Origin of the sequence: Pseudomonas sp. BN414, from assembly GCF_029871275.1 — a bacterium.
GTDB classification, from domain to species: Bacteria; Pseudomonadota; Gammaproteobacteria; order Pseudomonadales; family Pseudomonadaceae; genus Metapseudomonas; species Metapseudomonas resinovorans_C.
On sequence record NZ_SSOL01000079.1, the window covers coordinates 562,845 to 580,006 of the forward strand.

At 62.8% G+C, this 17,162-nt stretch carries 18 protein-coding genes and 4 tRNA genes; 15 read left to right on the forward strand and 7 right to left on the reverse strand.

The features are described from left to right. On the reverse strand, positions 1–315 hold the full coding sequence (gene sugE, locus E8E95_RS30420; protein ID WP_120652666.1) for a quaternary ammonium compound efflux SMR transporter SugE: 315 nt from the start codon (positions 313–315) through the stop codon (positions 1–3). A gap of 202 nt (positions 316–517) precedes the next feature. Continuing rightward, on the reverse strand, positions 518–1,438 hold the full coding sequence (gene rdgC / locus E8E95_RS30425; RefSeq protein ID WP_280356152.1) for a recombination-associated protein RdgC: 921 nt from the start codon (positions 1,436–1,438) through the stop codon (positions 518–520). Positions 1,439–1,596: 158 nt separating this feature from the next. Here rdgC and E8E95_RS30430 point away from each other — a divergent pair. The 6 genes from E8E95_RS30430 (at position 1,597) to E8E95_RS30455 (ending at position 3,736) form a co-directional block, all read left to right on the forward strand. Next, a tRNA-Val gene (locus E8E95_RS30430) sits at positions 1,597–1,672 on the forward strand. Positions 1,673–1,687: 15 nt separating this feature from the next. Further along, positions 1,688–1,764 (forward strand) — tRNA-Asp (locus E8E95_RS30435). A gap of 73 nt (positions 1,765–1,837) precedes the next feature. Further along, positions 1,838–1,913 (forward strand) — tRNA-Val (locus tag E8E95_RS30440). Positions 1,914–1,928: 15 nt separating this feature from the next. After that, positions 1,929–2,005, forward strand: a tRNA-Asp gene (locus E8E95_RS30445). 214 nt (positions 2,006–2,219) lie between these two features. Then, positions 2,220–2,930 (forward strand): FKBP-type peptidyl-prolyl cis-trans isomerase, encoded by a 711-nt coding sequence (locus E8E95_RS30450; RefSeq protein WP_077521478.1) that lies wholly within the window; start codon positions 2,220–2,222, stop codon positions 2,928–2,930. Between the two features lie 371 nt (positions 2,931–3,301). Beyond that, positions 3,302–3,736, forward strand: a complete 435-nt coding sequence (locus E8E95_RS30455; RefSeq protein WP_280356154.1) for a DUF1232 domain-containing protein — start codon at positions 3,302–3,304, stop codon at positions 3,734–3,736. Here the strand turns inward: E8E95_RS30455 and E8E95_RS30460 are convergent. Continuing rightward, positions 3,724–4,485, reverse strand: a complete 762-nt coding sequence (locus E8E95_RS30460) for a transporter substrate-binding domain-containing protein (protein ID WP_280356155.1) — start codon at positions 4,483–4,485, stop codon at positions 3,724–3,726. The two genes, E8E95_RS30455 and E8E95_RS30460, sit on opposite strands and share 13 nt — an antisense overlap. Positions 4,486–4,606: 121 nt before the next feature. Here E8E95_RS30460 and E8E95_RS30465 point away from each other — a divergent pair, with 121 nt between their 5' ends. Genes E8E95_RS30465 through E8E95_RS30475 form a run of 3 tightly spaced genes read left to right on the forward strand, consistent with a single transcriptional unit; the run spans position 4,607 to position 5,750 of the window. Beyond that, a complete protein-coding gene (locus E8E95_RS30465; RefSeq protein WP_280356157.1) occupies positions 4,607–4,921 on the forward strand; it encodes a helix-turn-helix transcriptional regulator in 315 nt (104 codons plus the stop codon). Next, on the forward strand, positions 4,918–5,283 hold the full coding sequence (locus E8E95_RS30470; protein WP_077521470.1) for a hypothetical protein: 366 nt from the start codon (positions 4,918–4,920) through the stop codon (positions 5,281–5,283). The genes E8E95_RS30465 and E8E95_RS30470 overlap by 4 nt, the downstream gene beginning before the upstream one ends. Next, on the forward strand, positions 5,283–5,750 hold the full coding sequence (locus E8E95_RS30475) for a sel1 repeat family protein (protein WP_280356160.1): 468 nt from the start codon (positions 5,283–5,285) through the stop codon (positions 5,748–5,750). The genes E8E95_RS30470 and E8E95_RS30475 overlap by 1 nt, the downstream gene beginning before the upstream one ends. Before the next feature lie 13 nt (positions 5,751–5,763). On the opposite strand, the gene E8E95_RS30480 is transcribed toward E8E95_RS30475, so the two are convergent. Together E8E95_RS30480 and E8E95_RS30485 are read right to left on the reverse strand one after the other, a co-directional pair. Next, positions 5,764–7,524, reverse strand: a complete 1,761-nt coding sequence (locus E8E95_RS30480) for a bifunctional diguanylate cyclase/phosphodiesterase (protein WP_280356162.1) — start codon at positions 7,522–7,524, stop codon at positions 5,764–5,766. Between the two features lie 83 nt (positions 7,525–7,607). Beyond that, positions 7,608–9,689: a carboxy terminal-processing peptidase gene (locus E8E95_RS30485; protein ID WP_280356164.1), complete on the reverse strand. Its 2,082-nt coding sequence runs from the start codon at positions 9,687–9,689 to the stop codon at positions 7,608–7,610. Positions 9,690–9,815: 126 nt separating this feature from the next. Between E8E95_RS30485 and E8E95_RS30490 the strand changes: the two genes are divergently transcribed. The 4 genes from E8E95_RS30490 to E8E95_RS30505 all read left to right on the forward strand — a co-directional run bounded on the left by E8E95_RS30490 (position 9,816) and on the right by E8E95_RS30505 (position 13,895). Then, positions 9,816–10,781, forward strand: a complete 966-nt coding sequence (locus E8E95_RS30490; RefSeq protein WP_280356165.1) for an NAD(P)H-quinone oxidoreductase — start codon at positions 9,816–9,818, stop codon at positions 10,779–10,781. A 156-nt stretch (positions 10,782–10,937) separates the two neighbouring features. Further along, on the forward strand, positions 10,938–11,501 hold the full coding sequence (ahpC, locus tag E8E95_RS30495) for an alkyl hydroperoxide reductase subunit C (protein ID WP_280356166.1): 564 nt from the start codon (positions 10,938–10,940) through the stop codon (positions 11,499–11,501). A 176-nt stretch (positions 11,502–11,677) separates the two neighbouring features. Further along, positions 11,678–13,234: an alkyl hydroperoxide reductase subunit F gene (gene ahpF / locus E8E95_RS30500; protein ID WP_280356167.1), complete on the forward strand. Its 1,557-nt coding sequence runs from the start codon at positions 11,678–11,680 to the stop codon at positions 13,232–13,234. A 121-nt stretch (positions 13,235–13,355) separates the two neighbouring features. Further along, entirely contained in the window at positions 13,356–13,895 is a 540-nt protein-coding gene (locus E8E95_RS30505; protein WP_280356169.1) for a hypothetical protein, read from the forward strand. Positions 13,896–13,969: 74 nt separating this feature from the next. Here the strand turns inward: E8E95_RS30505 and modA are convergent, their stop codons facing one another. Beyond that, complete coding sequence (gene modA, locus E8E95_RS30510) at positions 13,970–14,725, reverse strand: molybdate ABC transporter substrate-binding protein (RefSeq protein WP_280356171.1); 756 nt, start codon at positions 14,723–14,725, stop codon at positions 13,970–13,972. A gap of 49 nt (positions 14,726–14,774) precedes the next feature. Then, positions 14,775–15,587, reverse strand: coding sequence for a TOBE domain-containing protein (locus E8E95_RS30515; RefSeq protein WP_280356173.1), 813 nt, complete (start codon positions 15,585–15,587; stop codon positions 14,775–14,777). Positions 15,588–15,736: 149 nt separating this feature from the next. Here E8E95_RS30515 and E8E95_RS30520 point away from each other — a divergent pair, with 149 nt between their 5' ends. Both E8E95_RS30520 and E8E95_RS30525 read left to right on the forward strand, forming a co-directional pair. Continuing rightward, positions 15,737–16,165 (forward strand): TOBE domain-containing protein, encoded by a 429-nt coding sequence (locus E8E95_RS30520; RefSeq protein WP_280356174.1) that lies wholly within the window; start codon positions 15,737–15,739, stop codon positions 16,163–16,165. A gap of 314 nt (positions 16,166–16,479) precedes the next feature. Continuing rightward, positions 16,480–17,162 (forward strand): OprD family outer membrane porin (locus tag E8E95_RS30525; RefSeq protein WP_280356176.1); only part of this gene is annotated, 683 nt, incomplete at its 3' end.

The window sequence follows — 17,162 nt, forward strand, 5'->3', positions numbered from 1 at the left end:
TCAGTGGCTGAGCTTGAGGCCGATCAGGCCGCCGATGATCAGCGCGACGCTGAGCAAGCGCACCAGCGCCATCGATTCACCGAACAGGATGACCCCGGCGATCACCGTGCCGACCGCGCCGACCCCGGTCCAGATGGCGTAAGCCGTGCCGAGCGGCAGTTCCTTCATGGCCAGGCCGAGCAGGCCCAGGCTGATGAGCATTGCGATCACGGTGAGGGCGGTGGGCAGCGGCTTGCTGAAGCCGTCGGTGTACTTCAGGCCGACGGCCCAGCCCACCTCGAACAGGCCGGCGAAAAAGAGAATGATCCAGGACATCGTGAACTCCAGATAGACGACAGATTGGGTGGGGCCGTCCCCGGTGATCACTCGCAGAGTGGCAAGGTCGTCCTCGCGCTGCGCAGTATTTTGCACATCTTGGCCGGTCGGACAAGTCCGGCCGGTCGCGATGTTCGGAAAGGTCATGCCAGACGCTGGAGAGCGTCATGAAAGCGCCGGCTTGGGGCCGGCGCTGGCAAGGTCAGACGCCCTGCGGAATCTCTTCGCCGCCCAGGGCTTCGAAGAGCTGCGGAATGAATTCTACAAGGGTCAGCATCATCAGGGTGAAGCTGGCGTCGAGCTGGCTCAGGGCATCTTCACCACCGTCCTGCTCGGCCTTCTCCTGCAGCAGGTCCTCGAAGCGCAGGCGCTTGATCACAATCTTGTCGTCGAGGATGAAGGACAGCTTGTCCTGCCAGGCCAGGGACAGCTGGGTGACCAGCTTGCCGGACGTCAGGTGCAGCTGGATTTCGTCGCTGGTCAGGTCCTGGCGCTTGCAGCGCACAACGCCGCCGTCTTCGTCGGTGTCGCGCAGTTCGCACTCGTCCAGCACGTAGAAGTCGCTGGCGGCTTCCTGGGTCTGGACCCACTGGGTGAGGGTGGCGGTGGGGGCGATCTTCACCGAGGCCGGACGCACCGGCAGCGAACCGATGGCTTCACGCAGGGTGGAGAGCAGGTCTTCCGCGCGCTTGGGGCTGGAAGCGTCGACGAGGATGAGGCCCTGTGCCGGCGCGATGGCGGCGAAGGTAGCGGACTTGCGGATGAAGGCGCGCGGCAGGAAGGTCTGGACGATCTCGTCCTTCAGCTGGTCGCGTTCCTTCTTGTAGACCTTGCGCATCTGCTCGGTCTCGATCTGGTCGACCTTTTCCTTCAGGGCATCCCGCACCACGCTGCCGGGGAGGATGCGTTCTTCCTTGCGCGCGGAAACCAGGAAGAAACCTTCGCTGACGTGTACCAGCGGTGCATCGGCGCCCTTGCCGAACGGCGCCACGAAACCGTAGGTGGTCAGCTCCTGGCTGGCACACGGCCGGGCCGGTTTGGTCGCCAGCGCGGCTTCCAGCGCCTCGGCATCAATATTCAGATCCTGGGTGAGGCGATAGACAAGCAGGTTGCGAAACCACATAGGGGAAAACCTCCGGACACAAAGCGCGCATTATTCTCATCGGGAGGCGTCGGGCTCAACCCTGAGCTAAGCCTTTGGAAGGCCTGATAATTTTTTTTCAAAAGGGGCTTGCCAGAGGCGGGATACCTCTCTAGAATGCGCCCCACTTCGAGAGTGAAGGGTGATTAGCTCAGCCGGGAGAGCATCTGCCTTACAAGCAGAGGGTCGGCGGTTCGATCCCGTCATCACCCACCAATCTCGCAGTTACGCGCAGCGGTAGTTCAGTCGGTTAGAATACCGGCCTGTCACGCCGGGGGTCGCGGGTTCGAGTCCCGTCCGCTGCGCCATATTCAAAACCCTCAGGTAGCAATGCCTGAGGGTTTTTCGTTTAGTGTGTGACCCTTCATTGGGCGCATATTAGGGTGATTAGCTCAGCCGGGAGAGCATCTGCCTTACAAGCAGAGGGTCGGCGGTTCGATCCCGTCATCACCCACCAGTTTCAAGGTTACGCGCAGCGGTAGTTCAGTCGGTTAGAATACCGGCCTGTCACGCCGGGGGTCGCGGGTTCGAGTCCCGTCCGCTGCGCCACTATAAAAGCCCTCAGGTAGCGATACCTGGGGGCTTTTTCTTTGCCTGCCAAAAATCCCCGACAGCACTGTCATCAATGCTTACGTGATGCCGCGCAAGCTGCTGAACTTATTGCAGACGCGCCGTTCTTATTGCCCATAGCCACCTCTCGCGGCGGCCTGCTAAGCTCGCCGCTCCATCGTATTGCCATCATGGCGACAGACAAGGATTCAGCATGAAACAACATCGGTTGGCGGCCGCTGTGGCCCTGGTGGGCCTGGTTCTCGCGGGCTGCGATTCGCAGACCAGCGTTGAACTCAAGACTCCGGCCCAGAAGGCTTCCTACGGTATTGGCCTGAACATGGGCAAGAGCCTCGCCCAGGAAGGCATGGATGACCTCGATCCCAAGGCTGTCGCCCAGGGCATCGAAGACGCCATCGGCAAGAAGGAGCAGCGCCTGAAGGACGAAGAGCTGGTTGAAGCCTTCGCCTTCCTGCAGAAGCGTGCCGAAGAGCGCATGACCGCGCTGAATGCCGAGAACGCCAAAGCCGGCAAGAAATTCCTCGAAGACAACGGCAAGCGTGAAGGCGTTGTGACCACCGCTTCCGGCCTGCAGTACGAAATCGTCAAGAAAGCCGAAGGTGCCCAGCCCAAGGCGACCGACGTGGTGACCGTTCACTACGAAGGCAAGCTGACTGACGGCACCGTTTTCGACAGCTCCGTCCAGCGCGGCAGCCCCATCGACCTGCCGGTCAATGGCGTGATCCCGGGTTGGGTCGAAGGCCTGCAACTGATGCACGTGGGTGAGAAGGTCAAGCTCTTCATCCCCAGCGAGCTGGCCTATGGCGAGCAGAGCCCGAGCCCGGCCATTCCGGCCAACTCGGTTCTGGTCTTCGACCTGGAACTGCTCGGCATCAAGGACCCGGCGGCCGCTGGCCAGCAATAAGCGGCAGCTGTTTCACGAAAACGCCCCGTCTCGACGGGGCGTTTTCGTTTCCGGCGCCAGTCTCATCTGAATCGCGAAGCGATTTTTTAGTCACATCGGGAGTGAGGCGTCGAGAAGGTGTTACGGTTATGCACATGACCGGGTAACCACGATTGTGCGCTGTGCGACCTGCAGTCGCATTGCGGACCGTCTGGTCAAATGATTGATTTTGCTGGGCTTTTGGCAGTGGGCAAATTTTACCCGATCTGTCGCGGAGCCCCATGACATGGGCCTTTTCCGAGTAATGTGGAAAACTGCTAACAAGGTTATCCACAGATTTCGTGGATAACCGCGCCAAGCCGTCTAGGCCAGGCTTCTGCCGAGGAGTAGCCGTGAAAGCACCCTGGAATTTCCAGCGTTACCTGACCCTGGCGCAGCGTTTCCTCGCCGGTGGCCGATTGCCATCCCTGCTGCTGGCGGTATCACGCAAGAGCACGAGCCAGAGCGGCCGGCTCGGTGCGGTGAAGGATGACCTGCGACTGTTACTGTCGCTGGCCAATGCCTGGCTGCGCGGTGACTACCGACAGATCAATCCCAAGGCATTTCTCGCCGTGGTAGGGGCTTTGATCTATTTCGTCACGCCGCTCGATGCGCTGCCGGATTGGCTGATGGGCATGGGCTTCGTCGACGACCTGGCGGTGCTGGCTTGGGTCCTGAAAACCTGGGGTAGCGAACTGGATGCTTTCCGCGCGTGGCGCGATGGCCAGTCACCGGCTGTACGAGCGGCGCTGGAACGGCTACCGGCGCCGGACTCTCAGCGATCCTGAAGTCCCGCGCGCTGCTGCTCGCCCTGGAGCAGTGATTCGATCTCACCGCTGTCCCTCAAGCGTTGCAGCGCGGCGTCCAGTTGCTCCGCCGGTATCGGTAGCTGGCCGCTGTAGGCGCAGTGCAATTGGTAGCGCTCCACGATCCAGGGGCTGAATACCAAGGGGGCATCGGGTCGCACGGCCAGTTCATAGGCAAGGGCGCGGCGCATGTCGATGATGGCGTCCAGCCGCTTGTGGCTCAGCAGGTTCAGGCGGGTGTCGAGATCACGCACATCCTTGCGCTCCACATCCTTATTCGCGAAGGCTTCCATCAGCGGCATGCTGTAAGCGAAACCCAGGCTGGTGCCCAGCACCTTGCCCTTGAGGTCGGCCAGGCTGGCGATGCGCGGACTGTCGCGATGCTGGAGGAGGGCGTCTTCTTCTTCGAACAACGAGGGCGACCAGTGATACGCCGAGGCATCCACCATCCATTCGGGATTCGAGTTGCAGATCAGGTGGATGCGCCCGTTCTTCAGGGATTCCTCGATGCGCTTGTTCGGTGTTTCGACGAAGCTGACCTTGATGGACAGGTCCTTGGCGATGCGCTCACCCAGATGAAGGATGAAGCCGCCGAGCAGGGCGTGGTCGCTCACCTGCGCGTAGGGCATGCCATCGGCCGGGCCGAAACCCCAGCGCAGCTCTTCACTTAGCGCGAGTCCGGGCCAGAGGCTGAACAGTATCCAGAGAACTACACGAAAATGCCGCGTCACGAGCCTTCCCCCGCCAGGTGGACGCAGTATAGTTCACCCTCTGCGGGCCCTCGGCCTGATAATATGGCCGCCTGCATGGAGGTGCTGAAGCAGTCGGCACTGCGTTCCACGGGGAGCTTCAATGAGTGTGCAAGTGATCATGCGTGACGGCCAGGCGGAGTACGCGGTACTGCCCTGGGCCGAGTATCAGGCGCTGCTGCGCGCCGCTGGCCAGGCCGCTACGGAATCGGCCACCGAACCAGCCAGGGTTGCGCTCGGACAACTGAAGTCGCTGCGCGAAGCGCAGGGCCAGAGCCTGGAACAGCTAGCTCGCGCTGTGGGGATCAGCCCGCATTACCTCGGATTGATCGAGAGCGGCGAACGCGAGCCCGATGAAGCCATCAAACGGAGTCTGGCGCATGTCCTCGGCGTATCCGGCTGGGAGTCCGGATCTTGAGTCTGCGAATCAGCCGCCAGCACTGGCAAGCCTTGTTGGATGAACTGGAAGATGCTCGCCGTCAGCGTCATCTGTTGACCTACCGGGCATTGATCGAACGCCTGCAATTGCCGTCCCCGGCAATGCAGACCCTTACCGCAGCTCTCGAACACTTGGCCGCCCTCGACGCCCGCGCCGAGCGACCCTTGCGCAGTTCCCTGGTGATCAGCCAGGGCGCCAGTCGCCTGCCGCGTACGGGGTTCTTCGAGTGCGTCGAACGCCTGGGCCGCTTCGCCGGCCCGCCGGATGGCACTGCCGCCGCGTCCTGGCATGCAGCTGAAGTCGTTCGCGTATTCGAGTTCACCTACCCCGAGGAGCAGTGATGCTCTGGAAGCTGCGGGCACGGCTCGGCTACCTGGTAGCACGCCGGCTCATGCGCTTCCCCAAGCTGGTGGCCCATCCGCGTGCCTGGCAATGGATGCAAGGCCAGTTCGCGCGCATGGCCGCCCTGGGCGACCTGTCCGCACAGAGTTTCTACGGTCACCTCTTGCTTCACCGTGGACACGGCTTTGGTGCGCGGGAGGAGGGCATTCGCCTGCTCCGCCTGGCAGCTCAGGCTGGCGACGGCAAATCCGCCTATCAGCTCGGCGTGCTGAGCCTGGACGGCGATGCCCGGCAGGCACCGGATGCCGCGGAAGCCGCGCGCTGGTGGCAGTTGGCGGCCGATGCTGGCCATCCGCTGGCAGCGCGCAAGCTGGCGGACCTCTACCGCGACGGCGGACCGGGTCTGGAGCCCGATAGTGATTCGGCCAAAAGCGCCGCACAGCGAGCCAGCGAACTCGGGCTCTGACTGGACGGCGCGATCAATCCGCCACGGATGAAACCGCTTCGATGATATGCAGGCTGTAGCCTGGCATTGCCTTGGCGTGGCGCTTGGCCTCGGAGGCGAGCCCTGCCAGTTGCGAGGCATCCAGTCGCAAACAGTCTTCGGCCCTCAGGGTCACTACACCAATGGACAGCGACAGCAGCGGATATTCCTCGCGCTGGCCATGACGGTTGTGGGCGACGAAGCAGCCCGCTTCCAGGTGGTCGTTGCGGTAGAAGCGCCGGCACTGCCCCTGGAAGTCTTCCAGCAGATGGTTGAGGCGCATGCGCCAGTCAGCCGACCCCAGTACCAGCATGAAATCGTCGCCGCCGATATGACCGACGAAGTCTCGAGCCGGGTCCACGCGTTCACTCAGGCACTGGGCCAGGCACAGCAGCACCTCGTCGCCCTTGGCGTAGCCGTAGAGATCGTTGAAGGGCTTGAAGCTGTCGATGTCCACATAACAAACCACCGCCTGACGGCGTTGCTGCAGCAGGCGCGTCAGGCACTGCTGGATGGGCACATTGCCTGGTAGCAGGGTCAATGGATTGGCATGGCGCGCTTGCTGGATCTTCAGCTCGGTAATCAGTTTGAGCACATCGATCACCCGCCCCAGACCCCGGTAGCGGCCCTCGAGAATGATGATGAAGTCCTCTTCTATCCGTTGCCGGGCACGGCTGGTGATCAGGCGGCTGACCTGTTGCAGCGACTGTCCCAGTTCCACAGCGAGGAAGTCCGTGCTCATCAGCCGATTCACCGACTTGCGGGTGAACAGGTCGGTGGCGAAAGGTCGCAGCAGGGCCTCGGAGAGCAGGTGGCGATGCACGATGCCGACCGGGCGCTCATGGGCGTCCAGCACTGCCAGCGAGTTGAGGTTGGCCTGGGCGCGGAACGCTTCCAGCACTTCGTGGATGGGCGTGTCCTCATGTACCGCCGGCTGCTCGTTGAGCAGCGCAGCGAGGTCGCGGCTCTCCTCGTTCATGCTGCTGAGCGATTCCATCGTCGGCAGCAGCGCGCGAGGGTCGCGTGAGGGGTGTTCCTGCGGACGGCCCAGCAGGTAGCCCTGGACCAGGTCGATCCCCATCTCCGCCAGCACCGCGAGTTCTTCCGGCAGCTCGATGCCTTCGGCGATGACCTGGGCACGCGAGGCCTTGGCCATTTTCAGGATGGATTCGACGAACTCGCGCTTCACCGCGTCCTGGTGAATGCCGTCGATGAAGTGGCGGTCGATCTTCACGTAATCCGGGCGTAGCTCGGACCACAGGCGCAGGCTGGAGTAGCCGGCGCCGAGGTCGTCCAGGGCGATGGAGAAACCCATGGCGCGGTAATGGTGCAGGGCGGTATCGAGCAGATTGAAGTCTTCGGTTGGAGTCTGTTCCGTCAGTTCGATCACCACCTGGCTCGGCGGGATACCGAAGGCTTGCAGCATCTTCAGGGTGCGGCCCGGCTGGTGCGCCGGGTCCAGCAGGGATTCCGGGGACACGTTGAGGAACAGCAGGCCATCGAGCTTGAGTTCCTTGAAGCGCCGGCACGCGCTCTTGCGGCAAGCCATTTCCAGTTCGCTGAGGCGTCCGGCATGGCGCGCTACCGCGAACAGGGTCATGGGGGAGTGCAATGGGCTGTTGGACGGGCCGCGGGTCAGCGCCTCGTAACCGAGAATGCGTCGCTCCGACAGCGACAGGATCGGCTGGAACAAACTGTGCAAGTCGCCGTGAGCGAGGATCAGGCCCAGTGCGCTCAACTGCTCGGTGACGGTCATGCTGTTACTCGTGAAAAAGAAAGGGGCCGCAATTGCGGCCCCCGGATTTCACGACAGTTATGTGACGGCGTTATGACATCATTTCAATGTTTCGCCACGGCTGCGTTCAGGCCCAGGTAATCCAGCAGGATCTGCCCGGTCTCGGTCAGGTAGGCGTCGTCTTCCGGCTTGGTCTTTTCCTCTTCTACCGGGACGGCGTCTTCGTCTTCCGGCTTGAGTTCCTTCAGAAGTTCCTCGCCCTTGGCCTTGCGACGGGTGTTCTCCATCGTCAGCTGCTTGTTCTCGATGTCGGCCTGCTGCGCGCGACGCTTGGTCTCGTTGAGGCTGACCACGGTGTCCTTCATCAGCTTCTGGGCCAGCGCCAGGCGCTCGCGGCTGTAGACGAAGTCCGGGTCCTGCGCGGTGCGCGCATCGTGGCGGGACTTCAGCTCGGCTAGGAACGGTTTGAACGGGTCCAGTTCGGGCTTGATGGCCGGGCGGATGCTGTCCCAGGGCATGGCCTCGGGCAGGGCGCTTTCACCGATCTGCTTGGTGTCGACCACCGAGGGGTACTCGATGTCCGGCAGCACGCCCTGGTGCTGGGTGCTCTGGCCGGAAACGCGGTAGAACTTGGCCAGGGTCAGCTTCAGTTCGCCGTGGTTCAGCGGCTGGATGGTCTGCACCGTGCCCTTGCCGAAGGTCTGGCCACCAATGATCAGCGCGCGGTGATAGTCCTGCATCGCGCCAGCGAAGATCTCCGAAGCCGAGGCGGACAGGCGATTGACCAGAACGGCCATCGGGCCGGTGTAGAAGGCGCCGGTGTTCTCGTCGGCCAGCACATCGACACGGCCATCGCTGTTGCGCACCAGAACAGTCGGGCCCTGGTCGATGAACAGGCCAGTCAGTTCGGTGGCTTCCTGCAGGGAACCGCCGCCGTTGTTGCGCAGGTCGATGACCACGCCGTCGACTTTCTCCTTCTGCAATTCGCCGAGGAGTTTCTTCACGTCGCGAGTGGTGCTCTTGTACTCGGGGTCGCCCGCACGGAAGGCCTTGAAGTCCAGGTAGAAGGCCGGTACCTCGATCACGCCGAGCTTGAACTTGCTGCCTTCATGCTCGAGGTTGAGGACGGATTTCTTCGCGGCCTGTTCTTCCAGCTTCACCGCTTCGCGAGTGATGGCGACGATCTTGCTGGTCTGGTCGTTCGGCGCGTTGCTCGCCGGGATCACTTCCAGGCGAACCACTGAGCCTTTCGGGCCGCGGATCAGTTTGACCACTTCGTCCAGGCGCCAGCCGATCACGTCGACCATTTCGCCATTGCCCTGGGCAACGCCGACGATCTTGTCCGCCGGGGCGACCTGCTTGCTCTTCTCGGCCGGACCGGCCGGCACCAGGCGCACCACCTTCACGTACTCGTTATCGCTCTGCAGCACGGCGCCGATGCCCTCGAGGGACAGGCTCATGTTGATGTCGAAGTTCTCCGCGTTGTCCGGGGAGAGGTACTGGGTGTGCGGGTCGTACGTCTGGGCGAAGGCGTTGATGTAGGCCTGGAACACATCTTCGCCACGGGTTTGTTCGAGGCGGGAGAGCTGGTTCTTGTAGCGCTTTACCAGCAGTTCCTGGATGGCCTTGGGTTCCTTCTTGGCGATCTTCAGGCGCAGCACTTCGTCTTTCACGCGCTTGCGCCAGAGGTCGTCGAGGGCGGCACGGTCCTTGGCCCAGGGCGCCTTCTCGCGGTCGATTTCCAGGCTCTCGTCGACGTTGAAGTCGATCTTGTCGACGCCCTTGTCCAGCAGCGCCAGGGCGAAGTCCAGGCGCTCCTTGAGGCGGTCCAGGTGGCGCTTGTAGATGATGAAGCCCGGTTCCAGATCGCCGCTTTTCAGCAGGTCGTCGAAACGCGTGCGCCATTTGTCGAATTCGGCGATATCACCGGCGGTGAAGTACATCCGCGCCGGGTCGAGGAGCTTGAGGTAGCCCTCGTAGATCTTCACCGAGCGCTCATCGTTGAGCGGCGGCTTGTTGTAGTGATGGCGCTTGAGCAGTTCCACCACATTGAGGCTGGCGATCACCTGTTCACGGTCGGGCTGAATGGAGTCCCAACTGTTCGGGGCGGTAGGGGCGGCATGCAACGGCAGGACGCTGACGCTGAGAGCCAGGGCGAGGGCGGAACTGATCAGGGAGCGCTTCATGCTGATTCGACGTCGGGACAGGTGATAACGCATATTAGGCCGTATTTGAGGGCGCCGGGTTCCATTGGCGCAACGCGAAGGCCCAGCAGGTCGCTGGGCCAGGTCCAGGCTCACTATGGAGGCACCGTGAAGGCATTGCAAGGCGTCGAAGGGCGCGTGGAGTGGGGGGAGCGGGCGAGCCCTGCCTGTGATGTAGGACAAGTGCGGATCCGCGTGGCCGCCGCCGGTCTGAATCGAGCCGACCTGTTGCAACGTGCGGGGCTGTATCCGCCGCCGCCGGGGGCCAGCGATATCCTGGGGCTGGAGGCTTCCGGGGTGATCGCCGAGGTAGGCCCGGGCAGTGGCGCCTGGCAGGTGGGTGACCGTGTCTGTTGCCTGCTCGCCGGGGGTGGCATGGCCGAGGAGGTCGTGGTGGATGCGCGCCATGTGCTGCCTGCGCCCGAGGGGCTGTCGCTGGCTGAAGCCGCTGCGCTGCCGGAAGTCTATGCCACCGCCTGGCTCAACCTGTTCCAGCTGGCAGCCCTGAAACCGGGCGAGAAGGTGTTGCTGCACGCCGGCGCAAGCGGTGTCGGCTCGGCCGCCATCCAGTTGTGCAAGGCTTTCGGCAACCCTTGCTGGGTCAGCGTGGGTTCGGCCGAGCGCCTGGCCTACTGCGAATCCCTCGGCGCCCAGGGCGGCGCGCTGCGTGGCGAGGACCTGGAAGGCCTGCGTGATTTCGCGCCCTTCGATGTAATCCTCGACCCGGTGGGCGGCAACTATGCCAGCCTCAACCTGGCGCTGGCCGCCGTCGATGGCCGCTGGGTGAACATCGGCCTGATGGGCGGTCGCAAGGCCGAGCTGGACATGGCGCTGCTGCTCGGCAAGCGCGTGCAACTGATCGGCTCGACGCTGCGCAGCCGCGACGAGCAGTTCAAGGCCGATCTCATCAGCGACCTGCGCCAGCACGTCTGGCCGCTGTTCGAGGAAGGCCGCCTGCAGCCGCGATTAGAACGCGCCTTCCCCGCGAAGGACGCCGAGGCGGCTTTCGAGGCCCTCGCTAGCAACCAGGTAGAAGGAAAACTGGTGCTCGTGCTGGACGAAACGCTGGTCTGATAGCGGTTGCGCCGCCGCTCCAGGCCCCGTCGCCCGGGGCGTCGAAGAGTTGCATTGAGGTAATCAATCGTTCTGATGGGGTCATTCAATGTGATCTTTTTGGAATAACCCAATAGTCTTTGTCGGGTAAATTTCTAACCCAACGAGGACGTTGCGATGTCTCTGATCAATACCGAAGTCAAACCGTTCAAAGCCACCGCCTACCACCACGGCAAGTTCGTCGAACTGACCGAAGCCAACCTGAAAGGCAAGTGGTCCGTATTCTTCTTCTACCCGGCCGACTTCACCTTCGTCTGCCCGACCGAGCTGGGCGACCTGGCTGACAACTACGCCGAGTTCCAGAAGCTGGGCGTGGAAATCTACGGCGTGTCCACCGACACCCACTTCACCCACAAAGCCTGGCACGACACTTCCGACACCATCGGCAAGATCCAGTACCCGCTGGTTGGCGACCCCACCTGGGTTCTGTCCAAGAACTTCGAAGTACTGATCGAAGACGCTGGCCTGGCTGACCGTGGCACCTTCGTGATCGACCCGGAAGGCAAGATCCAGATCGTTGAAGTCAACGCCGGCGGTATCGGCCGTGACGCCCAGGAACTGCTGCGCAAGGTCAAGGCTGCCCAGTACGTTGCCGCTCACCCGGGCGAAGTCTGCCCCGCCAAGTGGAAGGAAGGCGAAGCGACCCTCGCCCCGTCCCTGGATCTGGTAGGCAAGATCTAAAAACGGTCGGGAAGCTGTAGCGCTTGCTCTCGACGCTTCCCACTCCGTTTCACGCGCTGTAAAGGCGAGCGGAAATCCTTCCGGCAATCCGCTCGCACCACACCCCTCATCCCGTTTCGGGCGGTCGGCAACGACCGTCGAGGGGTGACTCATGCCCGCAATAAAGGAATTCGCACATGTTGGACGCCAATCTTAAAACTCAGTTGAAGGCCTACCTCGAAAAGGTCACCCAGCCGTTCGAGATCGTCGCGTCCCTCGATGACAGCGACAAATCCCGCGAGCTGCTTGGCCTGCTGCAAGACATCGTCGGCCTGACCGACAAGATCACCCTGAAGACCGATGGCAGCGACGCCCGTCGCCCGTCGTTCTCCCTGAATCGCCCCGGTGCGGACATTTCCCTGCGCTTCGCCGGCATCCCCATGGGCCACGAGTTCACCTCGTTGGTGCTGGCCCTGCTGCAGGTGGGCGGTCATCCGTCCAAGCTCGCCGCCGATGTGATCGAGCAGATCAAGTCGGTCGAGGGCGAGTTCACCTTCGAAACCTATTTCTCGCTGTCCTGCCAGAACTGCCCTGACGTGGTGCAGGCGCTGAACCTGATGGCCGTGCTCAACCCGAACATCCGCCACGTCGCCATCGACGGCGCGCTGTTCCAGGGTGAAGTCGAGCAGCGCCAGATCATGTCGGTGCCGAGCATCTACCTGAACGGCGAACTGTTCGGCCAGGGCCGCATGGGCGTGGAAGAAATCCTCGCCAAGATCGACACCGGCGCCGCCGCTCGCGATGCCGAGAAACTCAACGCCAAAGCGGCCTTCGACGTGCTGGTGATCGGCGGTGGCCCCGCCGGTGCTTCCGCTGCCATCTACGCCGCACGTAAAGGCATCCGCACTGGCGTTGCCGCCGAGCGTTTCGGCGGCCAGGTACTGGATACCATGGCCATCGAGAACTTCATCTCCGTGCAGGAAACCGAAGGCCCGAAACTGGCTCGTGCCCTGGAAGAGCACGTCAAGCAGTACGACGTCGACATCATGAATCTGCAGCGTGCCAGCGCACTGGTTCCGGCCAAGGCCGAAGGCGAACTGCATGAAGTGAAGTTCGAGAGCGGCGCGTCCCTGAAGGCGAAAACCGTGATCCTCTCCACCGGTGCCCGCTGGCGCGAGATGAACGTGCCCGGCGAGCAGGAGTACCGTGGCCGCGGCGTGGCCTACTGCCCGCACTGCGACGGTCCGTTGTTCAAGGGCAAGCGTGTGGCTGTGATCGGCGGTGGCAACTCCGGTGTCGAGGCGGCCATCGACCTGGCTGGCATCGTCGCCCATGTCACCCTGATCGAGTTCGACGACAAGCTGCGTGCCGACGCCGTGCTGCAGAAGAAGCTCGCCAGCCTGCCCAACGTCAACGTCATCAAGAGTGCGCTGACCACCGAAGTGAAAGGTGATGGTCAGAAGGTCAACGGCCTGGTCTACAAGGACCGCACCACTGACGAGCTGCGCACCCTGGAGCTGGAAGGCATCTTCGTGCAGATCGGCCTGCTGCCTAACAGCGAGTGGCTGAAGGGCGTTGTGGAGCTGTCCCCGCGCGGCGAAATCATCGTCGACGCGAAAGGCCAGACCAATATTTCCGGCGTGTTTGCCGCCGGCGACGTGACTACGGTTCCGTACAAACAGATCGTGATCGCCGTGGGCGAGGGCGCGAAGGCGTCGCTGAGCGCCTTCGATCATCTGATCCGTACGACCTGATTTTACTCAGCGTGGTGTGCTGAAGTGGCGGAGGCTCGCAAGAGTCCTCCGCTTTTTTTATGTCCGCGTGGCTTCCCTGTATCCTTCGCGCTTTCGTTCCTCAAGCGGCAGGGCTCATCTCGTGAAACAGCAACTTATCGAATTGATCACGGCAATCAGCTCCGGCTGCATGGCCGAGGATGAGATCGAACGCGTCGCCGCCGAGGCGACCCAGGCCTACGCGGATGCGGACGCCTTCCTCGCCGCCAACCCGGATATCAACTACGACGACAGCTTCCCCATTCCCCTGGGCGAATGGGTGGTAGTGGGCAGCCTGCCCGACACCGTGCTGTTCCAGGCCGACAGCTACGACCAGTTGTTCCAGCAGGTAGTGGATTCCTTCGGTCCGAGCGTGAACTTCGTGCTCAAGCCCAAGCAGTTGGTGAAAGTCGAGCCGCTCAAGGCCCTCAATCGCATCCAGGTGCAGATGGGCAGCCTCTACCCGGAAAAGGGCGGCTACGTGCTGGTGGATTTCAGCGAACCGCTGGATGACGAACTGCAGTGCGTGCTGGTCTACAAGAACGACCTGGAGAAGGTCATGCAGTTGGCCGTGGACGTCGGCATCTACACCGCACCGGCCTATGAAGCGCTCAAGGCCGCGATGGAAGAAGGCGACGACTGAGTCGCCGCTGACTGGCTCCCCTCTCCCTTTGGGAGAGGGGCTGGGGGTGAGGGCGTTTCACCCCCGCGCAGTGCTTACAGCTGATAGCCGTAGGACTTGATCACGTCCGCGGCCTTCGGACCTTTCAGGTAATCCACCAGCGCCTTGGCGGCCGGGTTGGATTCACCCTTCTTCAGGATCAGCGCGTCCTGCTTGATCGGCTCGTGCATCTCGGCCGGCACGATCCAGGCGGAGCCGCTGGTGATCTTGCCATCCTTGTACACCTGGGACAGGGCGACAAAGCCCAGCTCGGCGTTGCCGCTGGAGACGAACTGCAGCGCCTGGGTGATGTTCTGGCCTTCAACCAGCTTGGGCTTCACGGCTGCGGTCAGGCCCAGCTTGTCCAGCACCTGGGTGGCCGCCAGGCCGTAGGGCGCGGCTTTCGGGTTGGCGATGGACAGGTGCTTGTACTGGCCGGTTTTCAGCACGTCGCCCTTGGCATCCACATAGCCGTCCTGCGCCGACCACAGCACCAGGGTGCCGATGGCGTAGGTGAAGCGCGAACCGGGCACGGCATCGCCTTCCTTCTCCAGCTTGGCCGGGGTGGTGTCGTCGGCCGACAGGAAGACCTCGAAAGGCGCGCCGTTCTTGATCTGGGTGTAGAACTGGCCGGTGGCGCCGTAGGCGGCGACCAGCTTGTGGCCGGTGTCCTTTTCGAAATCCTTGGCGATGGCCTGGATCGGGGCGGTGAAGTTGGCGGCGACGGCCACCTGGACTTCGGCAGCCGAGGCGCTGCCCAGGGCGAACAGGGCGACGAGCGCGGCGGCGGCGCGGGTGAGGCGATGACTCATGGGATGACTCCTTGTTGTGGGTTGTGTGGTGTTCATCGTTGTTGGTGATTCAGAAATGGCTGGCGAGGATCACGCTGGAGGCCTTGAAGAAGGCGCAGGCGGGCAAGCCGGGGCGCAGGTCCAGCGTCTCGCAGCTGGCCTGGGTGACCACTGCGGTGATGCAGCGTCCAGAAGGTAGGTCGAGGGTCACCTCGTTGTTCACCGGGCCTTCGTGGATCAGGGAAATCTCGCCCCAGAGCTGGTTGCGCGCGGTCATTCGCACGCCGCGCTCGGTGCTGAGCATTACCGAGGACGCCTTGACCATCGCCAGCACTTCCATGCCCGGCGCCAGGCCCAGGTTTTCCACGCTGGTGCGGGTGACCACGGTGACGATCTCGGTCTGCGGATCGAGGCGAATACGCACTTCGGCTTCCACCGGACCTTCCACCAGCTCGCTGATGCTTCCGGAGAACTGATTGCGTGCACTGCTGTTCAGACGCATGCGCCGCATCAGCGCCTGGAATGCCTGGATGTCCTCGGGGCCGTTGTGGTCGAGCTGCCCGGCCAGACGGTCGAGAGTGGCCTGGTATTCACCTTCCAGCGCGCGGTACATCGCCACCACCTTGCGGCCGTAATCGGTCAGTTCGGTGCCGCCGCCCTGCGGACCGCCCTTGACGCGGATGACCAGCGGAGTGGGGGAGAGGTTGTTCAGGGTGTCCACCGCTTCCCACGCGGCCTTGTAGGAGATCGGCACGGCCTTGGCTGCCTGGTTGATCGAGCCCTTGAGCTGTATCTGCTCCAGCAGGCGGATGCGCGTGCCGGATAACTCCGCGCCAATGGCGGTTTCCAGCGACATGCGGGCGAGGAAGCGGGGTGCGGTCATGGGTGGCTCGCAGGAATGAGGATGAAATCGGCCGTTGTGGTTGAGGCGCTATAAGTGCCGGACCTAGAGTCTTGGCCGGTCCTGTTCTCGCTATTTACTACGCTATATAGCGCCATTCGTGACCTCTCGAAACACGGAGGAAAAATCCTGTGAAAGTAAGTGCCCGCAACGTATTCAAAGGAACCATCAGCGCCCTGACGGAGGGCGCGGTTAACGCGGAAGTCGTGCTCGCCCTGCCCGGCGGCGACAGCCTGGTGGCCGTCGTCACCCTGCAGAGCGTCAAATCCCTCGGCCTTGCGGTCGGCAAGGAGGCCATCGCCCTGGTCAAGGCACCCTGGGTGATGCTCATGACCGATGGCAGCGACATCCGCCTGTCCGCCCGCAACTGCCTGAGCGGTACCGTAGTGTCGGTGGACGCAGGGGCCGTGAACTCCGAAGTCGTAATCGAGCTGCCCGGTGGCGCCAAGGTCACTTCCGTGGTGACCCGTGAAGCCGTGGCCGAACTCGGCCTGGTCAAAGGCGTCAGCGCGACGGCTGTGATCAAGGCCTCTCACGTCATTCTCGGCGTACCCGCCTGACACCAGCGGGCCGGAACCTCAGGTTCCGGCCCGACTGTGCACATTTCCCACCGACTGACCTGGGGTCAGCCGGCGCGGTCGCATTCTTGAAAGAATTTGACTTTGAAGTCAAGTTTTGGCGTTATGCACGCCGTCTCGCGCATTTCGGCTGTTCCAGTCGCTGCTGCGCAACCTTGAACGAACCCTCTTGAGCAGTCCGGAAGCCCCGGTGCTGCTGATGTTCGCCTATCGCTATATACAAGACAACATAGCGAATTGGGTGGCGGTGCGTTCGAGAGGACCTTTCAAGACCACAAGAGAATGGAGTAACCCGAATGCACCAACCGTCCCTCGCCCTGGCCGTCGCCCTCGGCGTGCTGGCCCAGCAAGCCGCCGCTGGTGGTTTCATCGAAGACAGCAAGGCCAGCCTGACCCTGCGCAACTTCTACATCAACTCGGACAACCGCCAGTTCGCCGACGCGCCGTCCAAGCAGGAAGAGTGGGGCCAGGGCTTCCTCTTCAACTACGCCTCCGGCTACACCGAAGGCACCGTCGGCGTGGGCGTGGATGCCCTCGGCCTGTTGGGCGTGAAGCTGGATTCCGGCAAGGGCCGCCACTACAACCCGACCAGCGCCAGCTACGGCGGCACTGTGTTCCCGACCGACAACGACGGCCGCGCCAAGGACGATTTCGGCAGCCTCGGCGTGACCGGCAAGGTGCGCATTTCCAAGACGGAAGCGCGCATCGGCACCCTGCTGCCGAAGCTGCCGGTGGTGACCTACAACGACGGTCGCCTGCTGCCGCAGACCTTCGAGGGCGGGCAGGTTACCTCCAACGAAATCGCCGGCCTGACCCTGGTCGGTGGCCAGTTGGAGCACGCCAAGGGGCGTAACTCCAGCGACGCCCGCGGCCTGTCCATCGCCGGCGCGAACAACGCCCGCACGGGCCAGTTCGTCAACAAGTTCTACTTCGCCGGTGGCGACTACAAGGTCAGCGACAACCTGCTCGCGCAGTACTA